The 19310-nt window shown below is 58.6% G+C and carries 19 protein-coding genes and 1 pseudogene; 7 read left to right on the top strand and 13 right to left on the bottom strand.

The features are described 5' to 3' along the window. Positions 1-38: 38 nt before the first annotated feature. Both B4I46_RS09970 and B4I46_RS09965 read right to left on the bottom strand, forming a co-directional pair. Positions 39-1178 (bottom strand): trypsin-like peptidase domain-containing protein, encoded by a 1140-nt coding sequence (locus B4I46_RS09970; protein WP_286899946.1) that lies wholly within the window; start codon positions 1176-1178, stop codon positions 39-41. 75 nt (positions 1179-1253) lie between these two features. After that, on the bottom strand, positions 1254-2255 hold the full coding sequence (locus tag B4I46_RS09965; protein WP_286899945.1) for an ATP-grasp domain-containing protein: 1002 nt from the start codon (positions 2253-2255) through the stop codon (positions 1254-1256). A gap of 535 nt (positions 2256-2790) precedes the next feature. On the opposite strand from B4I46_RS09965, the pseudogene B4I46_RS09960 reads away from it, so the two are divergent. The 5 genes and pseudogenes from B4I46_RS09960 to B4I46_RS09940 form a co-directional block, all read left to right on the top strand. Then, positions 2791-2973 (top strand): annotated as a pseudogene (locus B4I46_RS09960) (hypothetical protein); the annotation flags it as partial. Between the two features lie 92 nt (positions 2974-3065). Continuing rightward, a complete protein-coding gene (locus B4I46_RS09955; RefSeq protein ID WP_286899943.1) occupies positions 3066-4034 on the top strand; it encodes a DUF932 domain-containing protein in 969 nt (322 codons plus the stop codon). A 75-nt stretch (positions 4035-4109) separates the two neighbouring features. Then, positions 4110-5114 carry a YqaJ viral recombinase family protein gene (locus tag B4I46_RS09950; protein WP_046785938.1) on the top strand — a complete coding sequence of 335 codons (1005 nt, stop codon included), beginning with the start codon at positions 4110-4112 and terminating at the stop codon, positions 5112-5114. 89 nt (positions 5115-5203) lie between these two features. Further along, positions 5204-6091 carry a hypothetical protein gene (locus B4I46_RS09945; protein ID WP_046785937.1) on the top strand — a complete coding sequence of 296 codons (888 nt, stop codon included), beginning with the start codon at positions 5204-5206 and terminating at the stop codon, positions 6089-6091. Further along, positions 6069-6353, top strand: a complete 285-nt coding sequence (locus tag B4I46_RS09940) for a hypothetical protein (RefSeq protein ID WP_196996659.1) — start codon at positions 6069-6071, stop codon at positions 6351-6353. The genes B4I46_RS09945 and B4I46_RS09940 overlap by 23 nt, the downstream gene beginning before the upstream one ends. Positions 6354-6436: 83 nt before the next feature. On the opposite strand, the gene B4I46_RS09935 is transcribed toward B4I46_RS09940, so the two are convergent. Next, the gene (locus tag B4I46_RS09935; protein WP_086974741.1) at positions 6437-6784 is read right to left on the bottom strand and encodes a helix-turn-helix domain-containing protein; all 348 of its coding nucleotides are present in this window, start codon (positions 6782-6784) and stop codon (positions 6437-6439) included. Positions 6785-6921: 137 nt separating this feature from the next. Between B4I46_RS09935 and B4I46_RS09930 the strand changes: the two genes are divergently transcribed. After that, positions 6922-7275 (top strand): hypothetical protein, encoded by a 354-nt coding sequence (locus B4I46_RS09930; protein ID WP_060494217.1) that lies wholly within the window; start codon positions 6922-6924, stop codon positions 7273-7275. Positions 7276-7320: 45 nt separating this feature from the next. Continuing rightward, positions 7321-8109 carry a hypothetical protein gene (locus tag B4I46_RS09925; RefSeq protein WP_080952103.1) on the top strand — a complete coding sequence of 263 codons (789 nt, stop codon included), beginning with the start codon at positions 7321-7323 and terminating at the stop codon, positions 8107-8109. A gap of 593 nt (positions 8110-8702) precedes the next feature. Here B4I46_RS09925 and panC read toward each other — a convergent pair. The 10 genes from panC to B4I46_RS09875 form a co-directional block, all read right to left on the bottom strand. Then, on the bottom strand, positions 8703-9578 hold the full coding sequence (gene panC / locus B4I46_RS09920) for a pantoate--beta-alanine ligase (RefSeq protein ID WP_286899938.1): 876 nt from the start codon (positions 9576-9578) through the stop codon (positions 8703-8705). A 4-nt stretch (positions 9579-9582) separates the two neighbouring features. Further along, a complete protein-coding gene (locus B4I46_RS09915; protein ID WP_286899937.1) occupies positions 9583-10134 on the bottom strand; it encodes a glutathione peroxidase in 552 nt (183 codons plus the stop codon). 24 nt (positions 10135-10158) lie between these two features. After that, on the bottom strand, positions 10159-11361 hold the full coding sequence (locus B4I46_RS09910; protein WP_286899936.1) for an MFS transporter: 1203 nt from the start codon (positions 11359-11361) through the stop codon (positions 10159-10161). Then, positions 11327-12184 (bottom strand): cache domain-containing protein, encoded by an 858-nt coding sequence (locus B4I46_RS09905; protein ID WP_286899935.1) that lies wholly within the window; start codon positions 12182-12184, stop codon positions 11327-11329. Before B4I46_RS09905 ends, B4I46_RS09910 begins: the two co-directional genes overlap by 35 nt. 58 nt (positions 12185-12242) lie before the next feature. Further along, the gene (locus tag B4I46_RS09900; RefSeq protein ID WP_046785930.1) at positions 12243-13367 is read right to left on the bottom strand and encodes an acyl-CoA dehydrogenase family protein; all 1125 of its coding nucleotides are present in this window, start codon (positions 13365-13367) and stop codon (positions 12243-12245) included. 41 nt (positions 13368-13408) lie between these two features. Next, the gene (locus B4I46_RS09895; protein WP_046785929.1) at positions 13409-14209 is read right to left on the bottom strand and encodes a crotonase/enoyl-CoA hydratase family protein; all 801 of its coding nucleotides are present in this window, start codon (positions 14207-14209) and stop codon (positions 13409-13411) included. A 2-nt stretch (positions 14210-14211) separates the two neighbouring features. After that, the gene (locus B4I46_RS09890) at positions 14212-15279 is read right to left on the bottom strand and encodes an acyl-CoA dehydrogenase family protein (RefSeq protein WP_286899933.1); all 1068 of its coding nucleotides are present in this window, start codon (positions 15277-15279) and stop codon (positions 14212-14214) included. Next, positions 15279-16427: an acyl-CoA dehydrogenase family protein gene (locus tag B4I46_RS09885; RefSeq protein WP_046785927.1), complete on the bottom strand. Its 1149-nt coding sequence runs from the start codon at positions 16425-16427 to the stop codon at positions 15279-15281. The genes B4I46_RS09890 and B4I46_RS09885 overlap by 1 nt, the downstream gene beginning before the upstream one ends. A gap of 110 nt (positions 16428-16537) precedes the next feature. Then, a complete protein-coding gene (locus B4I46_RS09880) occupies positions 16538-17845 on the bottom strand; it encodes an amidohydrolase family protein (RefSeq protein WP_046785926.1) in 1308 nt (435 codons plus the stop codon). 133 nt (positions 17846-17978) lie between these two features. Beyond that, on the bottom strand, positions 17979-19256 hold the full coding sequence (locus B4I46_RS09875) for a cytochrome P450 (protein ID WP_046786392.1): 1278 nt from the start codon (positions 19254-19256) through the stop codon (positions 17979-17981). Positions 19257-19310 lie beyond the last annotated feature (54 nt).

The raw sequence follows: 19310 nt of genomic DNA, 5'->3' as shown, positions 1-19310 counted from the left end.
CTAACGTGCGCACTTTTAATTTCAATGGCCTGCAGCATTTAATTTCGCGCTTCGATTTTCCAAAGCGACGGTTGAACACCCCTCGTTATATCGGCAGGTGTCTGCGCTGCATGAGAGTCATTGACTGTGATGTGGATATGGCATGCTTCTAAGAAGGCGCCGAGCAAATGGGACTTGACCGCAAAGTTCATGTTCTGCGCATCTGGCACGGTTGAAGTAACCATGCCGACCACACTCCCCCGCGAGTCGAACAGTGGACTACCACTCGACCCTGGCTGAATTGCCGCTGTGAACTGCAAGAGGCTCGAGTCGTTACGCAGTCCGAACAGGGCGGAGACGCCGCCCTGAGTGACATGCGCACCACCGCCAGCAAATCCCGACATTGGGAAGCCAATCGCTGTCACTGCGTCGCCCAGGGAGCAGCCGCCGGTTGCGGCGAACTGGACGGGCGTCAATGGCACACCATCTACTCGGAGCAATGCAATGTCGTTTGAAGTGTCGACCATCACTGGCTCAGCTCGGTACCGCCCATTGAAGGAACTGATCTCAATCGACGACATCCCCTCGATCACATGGGCGCAGGTCAGCAGCACGTTGCTGGACACAGCAAAGCCAGTGCCAGTGGCGGCCGTTGCACCGCCATTAGGGCGAGAGTCACGACTCCCAACCTCTGGATGGTCAGGGTTGGCTTCGTCAATCTCCACCCCGAGCCTGCGGCCAAACGCCGCCAGGCCATAGGGTGAGCCTTCTGCCATGGCCCGGAATTTCCATTGTCCACCGCGGGAATAGAACTCGCCCAATATCAACGCGCTCTCGCCAAACGCGCTGGTATCCAGGTCGTAGGAAATCGTTTGATCAACCTTGAGCTTGAGGTTGCCAAGAGAGCTAACCGGCCCGAGGTTGGAATATCTGTATACGATCAGCAGAACGCGATCACTGTCGGCAGGCAGGCTCCCGAGCTGAAGCGAGCAGCCGACCTGCTCCCGACTGCCACTCCATTGCATCCAGGCGGGCTGCTCAATGTGAAAGAGCGCGGCAGCCCCCCTTGGGGATCGTTTGTCATCAACAGGGATCAGCGCGACAGCTGCGGTCGAGCCAAAAGCATTCTGCTGCGAAGACTCCAGCGTCCACGATGCTTTTTGTGAAGAAAGTGCAATATTGGCGCCTGGCGTCAGCATGTCTCGCTCCCTGAGTAGACAGAAACTTTAAATCTAGAATCTGGTACACGTGGCACCAGAATGATGGCCATTCTATCACCCAGCCGGGGTCGTAACGGCAACAGTGATCGCCCGAATTCGCACCCCTTCCTTCCAAGAAATCTCTGGCTCTGGGAGGCCAAGCCGGCGCGCAGCGAAGATACCCGCCAGGTTGACACCAGCTTCACGGGTGTAGCCAACACCACCTGAATATCGTGGGTTGATCTCAAGAAGCCTTGCCACCCCATCGGCGCCATCGCGGGTCTGGACGTTGATGATGCCGTCACAACCGAAATGCTGAGCCGCGGCGACAGCCAGATCGGTTGCAGGCGTGTCTCGCTCGAAAGTTTGGTGCGCTCCGGCTTTCCGGCGACCGACATACGCCACTGCCTTGCCGCCCTCACAAACCATATCTACAGAGCACTCTGGCCCTGGGAGGTAAGGCATCACCAGCATCGGCTCACGAGCTGGCCCGGCCGAGTAGATCCGATGATAAGTCTCGAAGTCGACTTCGCGAGCATCTGGGTTCGCAAAGCAGCGGAGTGGGTCAACCCCGGCCTTGAACCGCCAGAATCCCTGTCCATAGATGCCAACAACTGGCTTGATGCAAACCTCTGAAGTCGGACTCAAGGTTTCGTAAGCCGCGCGCAGCTGCTCTGGGTTTCCAACCGTGATAGCGGGGATGCAAGCCAACCCAGCGCGTTCTGCCTCGGCCGTAAAATTGGCCTTGTCGTCAACCAGCTCAAAAGTGCGCTTGCTCATTCCGCCGGTAACAAGCGTTATGCCTTCGCGCTCAAAATCCGCACGACGGCTCTCATACGCGCCCCCAACGCGACCAGCTAAGACCACCTTAATCGAGTTCTCGACTGCAGTGCGGAGCACCCAGTCAATGCGCTCTTCGCGGCTTTCAGGCTCCTTGAAGCTGCCGTGAGCCAAACCGGTGATTTCCGGCCGGTCACCACCATGGGATGCGAATACGCGCACGCCGGCAGGGAGTGCCTCTAAGGCGCCCAGAATGATGTCGCGCTGAGAAGCCTGACCCTGTAGAAACCAGATCATTAAAACCACCTTAATTTAGTGCAATGGAAATTGGATCTAGGATCCCGACCTTGGGCGTGATGGTAACGGTTGAGCCGGCGGCTTCAAGAGGGACATCATTATGATCTGCCTCCTTAAAAAACGCCTCTGGCCTGTTGGTAATCGCCTCACGCAAATTGTTACGATTTATTAATGGGTTCGATCGCGACATACGGCCGGAAGCTCCTCCATGAAAGTCCCTATGAGGCCCCTGGCCATAAATCTTCTCTCACTAATCTTGATTGATACCAGGGTTAAGCTTTGGGGGCATCAACGACCTCAACTCAGCATCCAAGGTTACGCCACAGGCCATCCAGCGGCTTGAGTGGGGTGCACAGCTAAACAAAGTGAGCATACAAGGCTGGCATTTGCGATAGAGGCTGAGGGCCTGGTTTTCTTTCCTGGCCATCCACCACTCAAGGGCATGAACTGTCGCGGGCCGACAAAAGACCCGCTCAGCTGCCGTAACTACCACCTACTCGAGTAACTAGGTATGTCCCAGCGCTACCGATTGCCGGGCGGAGAACTCGGCCCTGTCGGCGTCACCCTCGGTACCGTGTCGGGCGCCATCCTCGGCGGACTGGCCGGCGGCGTAGGCGGCTGCGCGCTCGGCGCTCAGCTCGGAGAGTCGCTCGACCGCCACGTCCTGGCTCACAACCTCTGTCTGCTCTGCGGTCATCGCTTCAACCTACCGACCTGATCCGGCTCCTCTCTCCTCATCTCATAACGTCCGGACGGTGCTGCGCCTCGCGCAGCACTTTATGCCCTCTTGCTCCCAAAGGAATCATTCACATGGCACATCTCGTCGAAACCATGGCCTATGCCAGCGCCACTCCATGGCACGGTCTGGGCAATCAACTCACTCAAAAACAACCCATCGAAGTTTGGCAACGTGAAGCGGGCATGGACTGGCAGATCCTCGAAAGCCCCGTGCATTTCAAATCAGAGGTCACGGGCCACCTGGGCGCGATCCACTCTTTCCCGGAGCAGAAGGTGCTCTACCGCTCAGACACCAAGGCGCCGCTATCAGTGGTATCGCAGCGTTACCACACCGTGCAGCCTCGGGAAGTTTTGGAGTTCTACCGCGACCTCACCGAAGTTTCCGGATACGAGCTGGAAACAGCTGGCGTACTCAAAGGTGGTCGCAAGTTCTGGGCACTGGCGCGTACCGGACAAGGCGCCGCGCTCAGGGGCAACGACCAAGTCAATGGGTATCTGCTGCTTGCCACGGCGTGCGACGGCACCCTTGCCACCACGGCAACCCCGACCACCGTGCGGGTGGTGTGCAATAACACTCTGACCATAGCCCTGGATGGCACCAGCCGGGCGATTAAGGTACCGCACAACACCCGCTTCGACCCGAAGGTCGTGAAGAGACAACTCGGCATTGCCGTCTCGCAATGGGACGACTTCATGTACCGAATGCGCACGCTGGCCGAACGCAAGGTGCAGTGGCACGAGGCTTTGGGATTCTTCATGTCCGTGCTGTGCGAAACCAGCCCAACCGGTGCAATACCGGAGGTATTACCGAACGAGCGCGCCCTGCGCAAAGTCCAGGAGCTGTATGAAGGTCGTGGTCGCGGTAGCCAGCTCGAATCGGCCCGCGGCACTGCTTGGGGTCTGCTCAACGCTGTGACGGAATACGTCGACCACGAGCGCCGTGCGCGCAACAACGAATACCGCATGGACTCGGCGTGGTTCGGCCAAGGCGCTCAGATCAAGCAACGCGCCTTGGATGCCGCGCTGCGACTCGCGGCTTAAAGCCGCCCTCACCTCCCCTCGCGCTCGGTCAGTGTTGTGCTGGTCGGGCGTTTTTCCGTCTTCAAGGTGAACCGCATGAAAGCAATGTCATTGAACGGCAGTACTCGCAAGAAACGCCCAGCCCTGCGCCTGGTCAGCACCAAGGAGCTGCCGCGCTTGGACTGGCTGCAGATCCGCAAGCAAGGCATCGGCAGTTCTGATGCCGCCGCTGCGGTGGGGCTGAATCCATACAAGTCGCAGCTGGAGCTGTGGCTGGAGAAGACCGGTCGCGACACCGGACTGCCGAAGGCCGATCCCCAGGATGAAGAAAGCCCGATGTACTGGGGCAATGTCCTGGAGCCCATCGTGGCCTGGCACTACAGCAAGCGCACCAAACACAAGGTCCGTCGCACCAACGCCGTACTGCAGCATCCGGATCCGGAGTTGCCTTGGATGCTCGCCAACATCGACCGCGAGGTCGTCGGTACCGACGAGGTACAGATCCTCGAATGCAAGACAGCCGGCATAAACGGGGCACGCCTTTGGAAGGAAGGCGTGCCCGAGTATGTGGTGTTGCAGGTCATGCACCAGCTCGCCGTCACGGGCAAGCAGGCTGCAGATGTAGCGGTGCTGCTTGGCGGTCAGACGCTGGAGGTCCATCGAATTGAGAGGGACGAACAACTCATCGCGCGCCTGATCGAACTGGAGCGTAAGTTCTGGCAGCACGTGGAGACCGATACGCCACCGCCAGCCAATGGCACCGCTTCTTCCGAAGCGGCATTACGTTGTCTCTACCCGAAGGATGACGGCCAGATCATCGACTTCAGCAACCACGCCGGACTGAGCGCCGTCTTCATCGAGCTCAAAGCCGTACGCCAGTCGATTGCCGATAAAGAAAAGCGCGAGGCTGAGCTCAAGCAAATTCTGCAGCAGGCCATGGGTAATGCCAGTCGAGCTGAGTTCTCTAGCGGCTACGTCAGCTGGCGCAAAGCCAAGGACAGTGTCGCCCTCGATGTCGCTCAACTGCTTCAGGACAAGCCCTACCTGCAGGCCAAATACCCGCTGCTGAAACCCGGCGCGCGGCGTTTTCTGGTCGGCTGATTCCATTTTCTTCACCCTTCCCTCCCCTTGGCCAGTCCATGCAGTTCGCTCTGCATGGCTGGCTTTTTTTCATTTCCAGGAGAATCACGATGCTCAAAGGCTTAGCCCTGACGCCCCCTGTTCTCGGGCGCATCTCCATCGGCAAGGTCATCGAGAAAAACGGCAAGCGCCTGCCGGAAAAAGATGATCAGTTCACCATTACCTCTCAGGTACAGAGCAAGGACGGTTGGCTGTTGCACCCGCTCAACGACGAACTGCGTCAGAGCCATGGAGACAAGCTGCGCAACATCCCGGTGCGAATGCTATTCAACGAGCCGGAGTTGAATTTCCGTGCCGACTACACCTTGTTCGATCGACAGTCTGGACGGCCGCTATGTGTCGGTAATGGCGAGACCTGCAAACGGGTCACCCAAGACGGCATACAGTCGTTTCCTTGCCCTTCGCCCGACGCCTGTCCGCTGTCCCAGGGTAGAGCGTGCAAGCCCTACGGCCGGCTGAACGTGGTCATTGGCGACGACGATCCGCTGGGCAGCTTCGTGTTCCGCACCACGGGTTTCAATAGCATCCGGACCTTGGCGGCTCGCCTGCATTACTTCCAGGCGATCTCGGGTAATCGGCTAGCCTGCCTACCGCTGGAGTTGCGTCTGCGTGGCAAATCGACTCGCCAAAGCCTCGGCACCCCGATCTTCTATGTCGACCTGACGGTACGGGCCGGCATGGACATGAAGGAGGCGCTAAAGGCTGCCTGCGAGCTCGAATCGCAGCGGCAAACAGCAGGTTTCGATCAGACAGCCTTGGATAAGGCGGCACAGCGTGGCTTCGACAATGGTGCCTTCGAGGACAGCGAGGAAGACGTTAGGGCCATCGCCGAGGAGTTCTACCCTATCGAAGAAAACCAGGCACCAGCCGTTCTTCCTCAACGTACGTCGAAAATCAGCCTAGCCGAGAAGCTGGATGTACAAGCTGAAGCGCAATGAATCGACTGATACTTATCCCTACCGCTGGCTGAACAGGGATAATTTTGAGGAGAACATATTGATGAAACTGCTACGGGTCTTCCTTGCCATGCTCTTTTTCGCTGGCATCCTCGCAGGTAGCGTGGCTCTTCTGCTGCTGGTACTTCTAATAGTGCGGTTTCCGCCACTACTAATTGCCATGCTGTTGGCGTGCTGGGTTTTCTGCCGCCTGGTAAATACATTGGCGCCCAGCGGAGCAGATTCCTCGGCTCCATCGAACTAGACGCAATACGTAAGCTGCCAGCGGCCCTGGCAGCTCCAACCCAGCAGGAGCGTGAAAGCTCGGGCTTTCATTATGAAAAGCTCTTAGCCCCGACTTAGACGCGCCACCAAACGCTCCACGAACTCCAGCACCATCGCCCGATCATCCAGATTCAACGGGGTCAGCAGCGCCTGTAATCGACGTGCCTGATCCTCAGGACGCGAGCTGCCCTCGGTGAGTAGATCGGCTGTCTCGCAGCCAAAGATCGCCGCCAGTTCCACCAGACGCTCAACATTAGGCATCACGACCCCGCGCTCGATCCGGGAAACAGCTTCACTGCCTATTCCTAATCGCTCCGCGACCTGCTCTTGACTCAGCTTGCATCGCATTCGTTGGCGAGCTATCGCCTGCCCCACGACCTCAGCCAACTGCTTGGAATCAATTTTTGACATGCCACCCTCCAGATCAACCTGGATGGTTGAGCATCAACCTGTTGACATGAAGGGCCTTGCAAGATGAGACCCAACTCAAAAGGTCGATTTCCGACCTCTTGAAGATCTCCATACCTTGCAGGGAGCTGAGAAATACCATGATCGTCGTAACCGGTCTGAATGAAGCGCAGATTGAGGCTCTTGTGAAAAGCAAAGCATCCTTCCAGATTCACGGCCTCAGAGGCCAATTCATGGCAGGCATCAAACTGGTTGAAACCAAGATTGAAAGCCAGGGACTGAAGTGTCGAGTCAGAAGCGATGTGAAAAGTACCGTGGTACAGGGCGGCACCCTCGGTGCTGTATTCAGCGTGCTGACAACACCTGCGACATTGACCATTGCAACACTAACGGCCGCGGCAGGTGTAGGCCATACGCTGGTTACATACAACCCCGACTACGAAATCATCAAGGACTACGTCAACAAAAAGCTCAAGATTGTTTACAAGAAATAGTCGTTTTGCTTACTCCACTCTCCCCGCCATAGTCAGAAATAAACCATGAAACGTATCTTTGGCATTTTTCTTCTTGCGTCCTGTGCTCAGGCTAACGCTGAAATTTCCGCATACCAAGGTACTGCGGCTTTCTTTCCTGATGAAACGTCACCGAGCGGCTTACCCGACGCAATCCCCTGTGTCACCAGACCAGCTCACACGGGTCAACCTATGCTGTTCTGCACGTGGCTTACCAGTACCCGTTACGTGGAACTCTGGGATGCGCAACGTCAACATAATGTGCGTTTAACTAATAAAGTCAATGGCATGTGTCAACGTGGCAGTTGTCGAGTTCGAGGTGCGGAGGTTGGCAACTGGAAAGAGGATACACCGTTCCAGCTCTCGATATGGTATCGCATAGGTAGCAGTACTGATGGCAAGCCAGTCGCATACCACATCAATACAACCCACCAAGTTTCCTACGCAAAAGCAGGCAGCCTGCTTATGAAGTTCTACATGGATTCCGGTGTCCCGAATAATGAACTGGTTTCGACCTTCGACAAACGGTACAACGGTGGTTGGGCAGCATGGAATCTGGAAAAAGACGGAGCTGCATCAGCCGCTTCAAACGGCCCTTCCACGCCTCGGTCCGAATGGCCAGAAGTCAAAACCGCTTGGTGTAATCCACGTCTGGATGACGACTGCCACATCAACAACAATAAGGTGCCTATAGCGGAGCTGGGTAAATGGTTGCCCGAGATCAGCGAATCGAATGCCGATCAGCTGGGCGGATATTGTGAAGCAATTCTCTGCTTCGATAAAAACGGCCAACCGATGGGTTATTTATTGCGATAGCTATTCTGAGCTCTGCTGAACCAGCGAATACTCAGCCGATTGGCTAATCTCAAGATAAGGGGCATGCGCCCCTTATTTATTTCAATGCAATATTATTTTTTGGTCACCTCAACCTTCGTATTCTGCGTTGCTTCGATCACCGCAAATTTCCACGCAAAGTTTCAAGCGTAGGATCCTCTACAGGGAGGGCAGCAATCGGCTAGAGACGAACAGGGGGTAACTAACATCAGAACAGCAGCTTATGTAATAAATGACCGAACACTATCCAACAGCGGGCCACGCACTCATGCCTCGCTTCATTTGTACAGCACCAAGAACTTTGAAGAACCACTTTTCGTTCGCGATCAGCTAGCAATCGCTGCTTGTAAGCGCTGGAGACACCTGCTGGACTGTTTGGGTGCGAAAGACAAAAGCACGCAAAGGATACGTTCTTTCCCAAACAGGAAGCCAGGTCGAACAGGCTGGTTGGTTGATCTTCTGGATGATTCGTTTTCTCCGCTCGCAGATTGTAATTGCAACTGAACCCGTAGAGAGCTGTACAATCGAAGGGGTAATCACGCGGTAGGTAGCTCCTGTAGAAGAAAATCCGCCTCTCACTTCAAGGTGGAAACGACCGCTGGAAAGAGAACATCGACCACAAGGTTGTCGATAAGCCGCGTCTTACCTAGACGAGCCGCAACCAGAATCACCCAGTGGTCGTCATCGTGTGTCGCCGGTTCCAAGCTCTGCGCGTTTCTGACCTCCAGGTACTCAAGCTCGAACCCTGCAGCCTCTAACCGCCGTCGGCAACCATTCAATGAGGGGCCGACCTCCTGCCCTAGCTTTAGCAATGACGCTAGGTCCACCAGGCACTTGTGCAGCAACGGCGCCATCGAACGTTGCTCCTCACTCAGATAGCCATTTCGGGAAGAGAGTGCCAAGCCGTCCTGGGCACGAACTGTCGGCGCCCCCACGATCTGCGTCCCTATGTTGAGGTCTCGCACCATTGCACGGATGACCGCTAACTGCTGGTAGTCCTTTTCACCAAAGATCGCAACGTCCGGCTGGACAACATTCAGCAGCTTGATGACCACCGTCGCCATGCCATCAAAATGGCCAGAGCGCGAGGCGCCACACAACCCTTGAGAAACTCGTGGCACCCTGACGAGAGTGACATCCTGCATTCCATCCGGGTACATCTGTTCGACGGTGGGTGCAAACAGCACATCGCATCCTACAGCCGCCAAGCGGTCCTTGTCGGCTTGCAGCGTTCTGGGGTAATTGGCCAGATCTTCGCCAAGCCCGAACTGAAGGGGGTTGACGAAGATACTGACCACCACGACGTCGGCCTTCTGCCTGGCCAGCTCAACCAACGCGATATGCCCGTCGTGCAAGTTGCCCATGGTGGCCACCAGCGCTATCTTGCTGTGCTCGGCACGCAGGTGCCCAAGGTGTGTGTGAAGCGCCTTGACCGTACCTATTGTCAGCACAGATTTATACCCCTCTGGCCAACTGAGCGTCGATTGCTTCGAGCAAGCGTGGGTCGTCAGCCGCCACATCGGGAGCGAAACGGGCGACAACCTTTCCCATCCGGTCTACTAGGAATTTCTCGAAATTCCACAGCACGTCCGTGCGGTTATTAGCCACGATGCCATAGCCCTTGAGCAGCTCCCTGAATGGGCCTTCACCAATCGTCTCGGGTTGCGCAGCCGTGAGCTCGGCGTATAGCGGGTGCCGATCTTCGCCGTTGACCGACAGCTTCGAGAACAGCGGGAATTGTATACCGTAGTTCAACGAGCAGAACTCGGCGATTTCAGTGTCGCTGCCGGGTTCCTGCTCCTTGAAATTGTTAGCTGGGAAACCCAACACCTGCAGCCCTTGGTCTTTCTTGCGCTGATAGAGTTTTTCCAAACCTTCATACTGTGGGGTTAGCCCGCACTTCGAAGCCACATTGACCAGCAATAGAACTTTGCCGCGATAACGGCCAAGGGTGCTGGCTGTGCCATCGATCTGCTGCAAGGAAATATCGTAAATGGAATTGCTCATGACTACTGCCCCTAAAGATTGAGTTCAACGGTGGAAAGAACTGGATTTCCAATACAGGTGAAGAACTAGCCCCCCAGCGCTCCCTGACAACAGTGCAGACCAAAGGAACACCCAAGCGTAGCCGTAGCCTGCAGCAACCAGGCCCAGCGCCGGCCCTGCCACCCCGACTGCGACGTCAAAAAACAATGAAAGTGCACTGAGCGCCAAGGTTCGGTTAGCCGCCGGGATCATCGCCAGCATTTCCATGCCTAGCCCTGGATAGACCCACGACACGCCGATGCCAGTTAGGGTGCCCCCTGCGATCACCAGTGTCGGCGACGGTGCCAGCCCGACCAGCAGCAGGCCGCTCGTCTGTACCAGCAGGCAGCCAGCAACCACCGCGTAGCCGCGCAACCGGTGCAGAATGCCCGGCAATGCCAGCCGCGCCACGATGAAACCCGCACCAAACCCGCTCAGACAAAACGCCGCACCCTGCCAACCCAGGCTGTCGAAATACAGTGCGACGAATGCCATGAGCCCACCGTATCCAACCGAGCTGCACATGAGCACCATCCCATTGGGCAGCACCGCCAGCAGTACCCGATGAAAGGCCAGTCGTACCCCAGCCACTATCGGCGCTGGGCGCTTGACCAACGCCATGAACACAAATACCAAGGCCAGCAGAGCACTGCACAACCCGACACTGGCAATGCCGAACGTATTGCCCAGTAAACTTCCCAACGGCGCGCCAACCGCCACACCGCCATAGGCCGCGATGCCGTTCCAAGACATCACCTTGGCGGTGCTGGGCACACCGTTCAGGCCAATCGCCCAGGTACAGCAGGGCGTGGAGATCATGGCGGTACACAGACCTAAGATGATCCTGCCCAGCACCAGAAGCACCAGGCACAGCGACACTGGAGCCAGCAGCGTAAGCGCAAGCCAGGTCAACAGGCCGCTAGCGATCAGGCCACCGAGCCCGCACAGCACCGAGCACCTGGCCCCAAAGCGGTCCGCCACGCTGCCAGCCAGCGGCCGTGCAAGCAATGTAGCAACGTACTGCACCCCGATCACAGCGCCGGCCAGCACCGCGCCCAAGCCGAGGTCATGAAGCACGAAGCCCGGCAGCACCGCCAGCGGCAAGCCGCTGCATATGTACCCGATGAAGTTGAAGCAGATGATCGAAAGGATCTGCGCATTAGGATGCGCCGGCCTACTGACCGCTGTAGTATCCCAGCGCAACCACATACCCGTTTACCCGCTGCAATAAGGTTTTCTTGAACTCGTTCTGCCCAGTGATGGGGTTGCGCCACAGGTAGTCGAGTTCACCGGTTTCATGCTGTTGCATTTGCCGCAACATAGCCTCGCCAATCGGCTGGCCATCGGTGGAACGCAGCGACTTGAAATCCGTACCGATCAGGCGCGGCAGGAAGCCATGGGCAACGAAGCGCTGGCTCTTGATGTCCACCACGAAGGCATACAGGTCACCCTGAGTGAGCTCTTTGTCGTGCTGGTTGATGAGGGCAAAGGCCGCGTTTGGGTCCTTGTGCACTTGGTCCACGACCCGCTGCAGCAGCTCACGGGCCTGTTCAAAGCTGGAGCGCGGCATGTAATAGCCCACGGAGATCACCCGCTCGCCCACCCGTTGATAGAACACGCGCTTGCGCTCTACCTTGGCATGTTGCCAGTTCCACCAGCGATACTCGGCGCTGCGCACGGTGCCATCAGCGGGCTGCTCGATAGCTTGACGAAACGCGGCCTTGAGGTCGTCGTCCAGCACGCTCACCACCGGTTTGCCGACCAGCGACACCGATGGCCCGCCGCTGGCCAGCATCACCCCAGAGGTATCGACCACGTAGATGTACAACTCGCCATCGACGAACTCACCCTGGCGGCTGAACTCGGCCAGGGCGTTATCGCCGCTGGCCTGATAACGGGCCACCGCCTTCGCCAGCAGTGCACGAGCGCGCTGGCTTTCAGCATCGTAGACGTCACTCAACGGCGGCTGCGCCATGGCGAACAAGCAAGCAAGACACAAGCAAACACCTGTGAACGCTCGATAAAGGCTCATTGTTTTCATTTCTCCGGTGACCTTACTGGTAGCACTGCCACGCCCTGCCCGTCGGCGCCTAAAGCGTGCGACCGATAATCTCTTTCATGATTTCCGAGGTACCGCCGTAGATCCTCGCAACACGCGCATCGACCCAGGCTCGGCTGATCTTGTACTCGCTCATGAACCCATAGCCGCCGTGCAGTTGCAGGAATTCGTCAAGTAGCTTGCCCTGCATCTCCGAGCCCAGCAGTTTGGCCATGGCCGCCACATCCGCGGGCAGCTCACCGCGCATGACCTTGGCCAGGCAATCATCGACAAATACTCTCAGCATGGTGAACTGAGCCTTTGCTTCGGCGAGCTTGAACCGGGTGTTCTGGAAATCCAGCACCGGCTTGCCGAATACCTTCCGCTCCCGGGTGTACTCGATCGTCTCTTCCAGTAGCGTCTGGATCGACTGGGCGGCGCGAATCGCGATGATCAGGCGCTCCCATGCCAATTGATGAGTCAGGTACTTGAAGCCCTGCCCCTCCTCTCCGAGCCGATTGCTGGAAGGCACCCGCACATCGTCGAAGAATAATTCGGCGGTGTCCTGGCCCTTCAAGCCAATCTTCTCTAGCAACCGTCCCTTGGAGAACCCCTGGCACCCCTCTTCGACGCAAATAAGGGTGAGCTCCTTGGCGCTGAGGTCGAGTTTGGTCGCGGTCACCGTCAGGCCTGCATTACCCCCATTGGTGATGAAGGTCTTCTGCCCGGAAACGATATAATCATCGCCCTCCCGGCGCGCCAAGGTCCGCATCGAGCGCAGGTCGCTGCCGATACCTGGCTCGCTCATGGCGATCACACCAATCAGCTCGCCGCTGACCATCCGGGGCAGCCAACGCTGTTTCTGCTCCTCGCTCCCGTAGGCGACAATGTATGGGGCAACGATCTCGGAGTGGGTAGTAAACCCCACCGCGGTTGCATTGGCACGCGCCAGTTCTTCGATCATCACCGCCGAGTGGCCGAAGTCCCCGCCAGGCCCGCCGTACTCCTCGGGTACCGTAGAACACAAAAGTCCGGTCTCCCCCGCCTTGAGCCAGACCTCCTTGGGCACAATGCCGTTCTTTTCCCACTCATGCAGGTAGGGCACGATCTCACGATCGACGAACCGGCGCGCTTGTTCGCGGAACATATTGTGGTCTTCACGGAAAACGCCACGCATCTTCAATACTCCAAAATTCCGTCGGTTGTGCCTTTATGCGGTCACCGATCGAGGTAGTCGGGATTTCGCTTTTCGACAAACGCCGAAACGGCTTCTTGATGATCTTCAGTGTGGTGGGCCAGCGATTGGTAAGCCGCCGACAGCTCGAGCAATGAGTCCAGGCGCATGTGCTGCCCTTCGCGCAGCAAGCGCTTGCACAGTCGCAGCGAGTGCCCCGGGTTGCTAGCGATGCGCCCTGCCAACGAACGCGCTTCGGCCATCAAGGTCTCGTGCGCGCACACCTGCTCAACCAGCCCCCATTCCAGGGCCTTGACCGCATTGATGGTATCGCCGGTAAAGGACATCAGACTCGCCTTGGGAACGCCGATGATTCGCGGCAGCAACCAGGCACCGCCATCGCCCGGCACGATACCCAGGCGTACGAAGCTCTCGGCGAATACCGCCGAGGTGGATGCCAAGCGGATATCACACATGCAGGCAAGGTCCAGGCCCGCTCCAATCGCGGGCCCGTTGACGGCGGCGATAACCGGAATGTCCAGGTCGTACAGCGCCAGCGGAATGCGCTGAATGCCATCACGGTAAGTGTTACGCAGCTCATAGGGCGAGCCTGCGAAGATACCAGCACGCTCGTGCATATCCTTGACATTGCCGCCGGCGCAAAAGGCGCTGCCATTGCCGGTCAGCACCATGACCCTGACGGACTTGTCGCGACGCAACGCGGCGCACAGATCGACAAACTCCTGGATCTGCTCCGGTGTGGTCAGGGCATTGCGGGTGTCCGGGTGGTTCATGCGCACAGTGACGATACCGCCCTCGCGCTCGATCTGAAGAAAAGGGGTCATAGTCAATTGCTCGCAAGGCCGGTCAATGGTTGCTTGCCGTGGTGGGTCAACAATGGCCAGAACCCGTCGCTGCCACCCTGGCAGATTTGTGCGCCCAGGCGTTGGCTCCAGAGGCTGGCCGAGCCAAACTCGCTGCGCCATGCCCACAGCCGTCGGCTGAGCAGGTGAAGCGGGTATTCCTCGGTGAAGCCAATGGCGCCGTGTACCGAATGGGCGATGCTGGCGCCGACACTCGCGGCGTCGGCGGTACTGATTTTCGCTACGGCGATGGTCAATGCCGCGAGCCCGTCGTCGGACTTGCAAAAGGCTGCTTCAGCGGCAATACTGGCAGCGGCCGTCTGTTCGGCCAGTACCGCCAGCTGTTGCTGGATCGCCTGGAACGACCCGATAGCCTTGCCGAACTGCTTGCGCTCTCGCGCATAGTTGGCGGTCATGTCCAGCAACGCATGCAGCGCACCGGCGGTCTGCGCCGAGCGGAGCATCGCGCCGCCAAGTTCCAGGACATCGACACCGAGGCCATCAGGCAGCTGTGCGTGGGCAACTACGCGCGCACCACGGAAGACCAGGTCATCGCGCGGCTCTCCCGCCACGTTGAGGCTGGGGGTGAGTTCGCAGGCCATGCTGCGTCGCAGCAACACCACCTGCGGTGTACCTGCATCGGTGGTGGCGACGGCCACCACGGCATCTACATTGCGCCCCCAGGGTACGGCGCGGGCGGTGCCGCTGACGTGCCCATCGATCAGGGCCAAATCGGCATGGGCGGCGATGCTCAAAGCGCCTTCGTGCCCTTCAAGGCCCGCCTTGCTCAGCAGCCAGTTGGCCAACAAGGCCTCGCCCAGCGGGGCCGGCACCGAATAGCGCCCGGCGGCTCGGACCATTACATAGATATCCGCCCAACTGGCGCCCGCGCCGCCTAGCGCTTCGGCGGCGCCCGCTAGGGTAAAGCCTGACTCATCGAGTGCAGACCAGAGCTCGGCTGGCCACTCGCCGCCCTCGCAACCAAGCACATAGGCCGGGGTGGACAGATCGGCAAAAAGGCGTTCGATCATCGTCTCAAATAATTCGCGCATTATCGCAACTCCAGGCCACGGGCAATGATGCCGCGTAGAATCTCGCGCGTACCGCCACGCAGTGAAAAAGACGGCGCCATTTGCGTCAGGTAGGCCAGCACCCGTGCGTATTCGCTGCCACCGACCTGGCGCGGCTCGGTGTCCAGCAGCAACTGCGCGATTTCCGGCAGTTCCTGTTCGAACACGTTGCCCAGGTCTTTCACGCACGAGGCGGCCCAGGCCGGATGCTCCCCTGCAGCCAGTTGTGCGGTGACCGACAGCGACATGTTGCGCAACGTCAGTAGCCTGGCCGATAGGCGCCCGATCTCCCGTGCCTGCAGGGCATCGGGCACCTTGCCCAACGCGTCGATCAGGCTGGTGAGCAGCGCCATGCAACTGAGAAAGCGCTCTGGGCCGCTGCGCTCGAACGCCAGTTCCGCAGTTACCTGCTCCCAGCCCTTGCCTTCGCTGCCGATCAGCGCGTCGGCGGGTAGGCGAACGTTGTCGAAGAATACTTCGTTGAAATGCTCACCCCCGGCCAGGTCGCGGATTGGCCGGATGGTAATCCCTGGCAGGCTCAGGTCGACGATGAATTGCGACATACCCTCGTGACGCGCGGCCTGTTTTTCGCCGGTGCGCACCAGCGCAATCATGTATTGCGAATGGTGCGCGTTGGTGGTCCAGACCTTCTGCCCATTGAGCAGCCAGCTGTCGCCCTCGCGTAGCGCATTGCTCTTGATCGAGGCCAGGTCCGAGCCGGAATTGGGCTCGCTCATGCCGATGCAGAAGTAGCTTTCACCCCGGCAGATGGCAGGCAGATAGCGCTGCTTCTGCTGCTCGGTACCGAAGCGGTTGATAAGCGGCCCGCTCTGGCGGTCGGCAATCCAATGGGCCGAGACCGGCGCACCGGCAGCCAGCAGTTCCTCGATGACCACATAACGCGCAAATGGCCCCGCCGCCGCGCCACCGTAGGCTTTGGGCAATGCCATGCCGACCCAGCCACGGGCGCCCAGCTGCCTACTGAATTCGGTATCGAAGCCCATCCAGGAATGGGCACGCAAGGTCGGTGGATAATCGGCCAGATGGGCCTGAATGAATGCCCGGACGTCGGCGCGAAGCGCCTCGGCCTCGGGAGGGATGGAGTTGTAGCTGAATTGACTGATGGCCATATGCGCTCTCTAACGCTGAACACAGGCGCAATCGCCCCGCTTGAGGCGACCACAGAACCGCCCCCTTGCTTCAGCCGCCGATGCGCGACACCTGAAGCAAGGTGGGCGACTTACAACGCGGTTTGCGCGTCAGCCTGGGCGAACATCGCATTGATGTCGCCGGAGGTGACAGGCTTGTTGTCATGGCGTCCATGGTCGGCGCCGCCCAGGCCTAGGGCGGGCTCGATGCTGACGTGTGTGGCCTGGGCCCGCAGCGCACCCACCGTGCAGTTTTCGCGACCGTGGATGGAGAATGGGTCGAAGGAAAACTCGCGCATCGCATTCAGATGGGTGACTTTGTCGATGACGTCCTTGGAGAGGTGTTGCAGCCCTTCCCAGGCGGTTTCCGGCGAGTTGGGCCATGTGCAGTCGGAGTGTGGGTAATCGCTTTCCCAGGTAACCATGTCGGCGTTGAGGAAATCCAGGTTTTTGAGGCCGAAATTGTCCTCAATGAAACAGGTGATGAAGTGCTTGTTGAAGATATCGCTAGGCATCTTCCCGCCGAAGTTGGAGTTGGTCCAGGCGTTGTGATGGCGGTGAGTGAAGTCAGCACGCTCTAGCAGATAGGGGACCCAGCCGATGCCCCCTTCGGACAGGGCCATGCGCAGGTCGGGGAATTTCTTCCACATTGGCGCCCAGATCCAGTCGGCCGCCGAATTGGCGATGGAGATAGGCATGGACGTGATCCAGGCATCAATAGGCGACATGTCAGACGCATGATTCGCTTTCACGCCAGTACCGATATGGCAGCAGATGACCACCTTGTTGTCGCTACAGGCCTTCCACAGTGGGTCCCAATAGTCGCTGTGAATCGACGGGTAACCATGGATGGCCGGGTTATCCGACAGCGAAATGGCATGCACGCCTTGCCGTGCCAGGCGCTCGACTTCAGCGGCGGCGGCCTTCATGTCCCACCACGGTACGATCATCAGCGGGATGAAACGGCCCGGAGCGGCGTTGCACCAGTCGTGCAGGTGCCAGTCGTTATAGGCCTGGATTGCAGCCAGCGACACGGCGCGGTCGCCGTGCACTTGAAAGCGCTGGCCGGCAAAGCCCGGGAAGGTGGGGAAGCACAAGGAGCCCAGTACGCCGTTAGCGTTCATGTCGTCGACACGGTCCTTGATGTTCCAGGTGCCACGACGCATCTGGTCGTAGCCCAGCGGCTCCATGCCGTATTCCTCTTTCGGCCGGCCGACTACCGAGTTCAAGCCCATGTAGCCGGTGGCCTGCTCCTCGAACACCCAGACGTCGCGCTCGCCTTTCTTGACCACATGCGGCTCGCGCCCCTTGAAGCGGGCCGGCATATGGCGGGCAAAGGCATTGGGCGGCTCAATCGCGTGGTCATCGACACTGACGAGAATCAGATCTTCAACTTTCATGGCTATCCCCTTCGCATTCGGGCTTGTTGTTGTGAATGAAGCATAGAGCAGATTCGACTAAAATTAAACACTTTTTTTGTTTGTGTTCATATTTAGTCGAATGCAAGGCTATCAGCGACGACCAGGGGCTGCTTCAATCCCACAGCACATGCAGGTAATGCGGACCGCGCAGCTGCGCGCCTATTATCTGCGGCGCGGGCTTGCTCGGGTCTAGGCGGATGTTGGGCATCAGGTCGAGAATCGCGTTCAGCGCGCAGTTGATCTCGGTCTTGGCCACGAATTGGCCGATGCACATATGCGGACCGAAGCCGAAGCCGAACGAAGGCTTCGGTTTGCGATCGATGTCGAATACGTCGGGGTGTTCGAAGGCGTCTTCGTCGCGGTTTGCGGAGCTGACAATGCACTGCACCATCGCCCCTTGCGGGATAGGTACACCGCGGATCTGCAGGTCTTTGGCGGCCTGGCGCACCTTGAAGGTAGCCACGGGCTCGAAGCGCACTGCTTCATCGATGGCCTTGTTCACCAGGCTGCGGTCATTGCGCACCCGCTCCAGTACTTCAGGGTGCTGGAGCAGGAGCGACATCAGGGTGCCGAAGGTACGGGTGGTGGTTTCACTGGCCGCCGGCAGCAGCGAACGCACGAAGGTCGCGATTTCATGATCGTCCAGGGATCGGCCCTGGTACTCGGCCTGGATCAGGCGACTGATGAGGTCGTCGCCCGTACCGCCCTGCGCGCGGCGATCGGCTACTACGTCCTTGACCACGTCATACAACGCCTGTGCGGCGTGCATCGCCGCGCCACGCGCCGCCGCGGCCTTCTCCGGGTCAACCTGAGGACCCGCCAGGATCGCCAACGCCCAGGCCGCGTACTGCTCGATCTGCTCCGGCCGGTCTTCCGGGAAACCGATCAGCGAATAGATCACACGGATGGGGAAATACAGCGCGAAGTCCATCAAGTCGGCCGACTTTGCCGGCACCATGGGCTTGAGGTACTCCTCACGAATCACCCGGTCAATCCTGGTTTCTTTCCAGCGATTGACGGTATCGGGCATGAACACCGGTTGCAGCAGGCTGCGGATGTTCTTGTGCGCCTCGCCATCCATCGCGGTCAGTATCAAACCGTCGAAAAAGGCGCCCAGACCCTCGGCGATAAAGCCGCTGGTGAAGTTGCCAGCATCGCGCATCACAGCCATCACGTCGTCGTACTTGAACAATGTGAAGGTAGGCCGTGCGGCGTCCAGCCCGGCGATGGATGGCACCCCGAGGCGCGCCATGAAGTTGTCTTGCAGTACAGGGGAATTGGCGCGCATGTCGCGATAGGTCGCATGCAGGTCGATATCATTGGTACCACGGTAATTGCTGGCTACGTCGGAAAATGCCTTGGTCAGATCGCTTTGTGCCGGTGTGGACATGATCATCTCCGGTTTTATTGTCATTATTTTTAATGAGTTTTTGGTATGGGCCCT

This window comes from Pseudomonas sp. UBA7500, assembly GCF_002478435.1.
GTDB classification, from domain to species: Bacteria; Pseudomonadota; Gammaproteobacteria; order Pseudomonadales; family Pseudomonadaceae; genus Aquipseudomonas; species Aquipseudomonas palmensis.
Note: the sequence above shows the minus strand (reverse complement) of the source record. Positions and strands in the feature narration are given on the sequence as shown.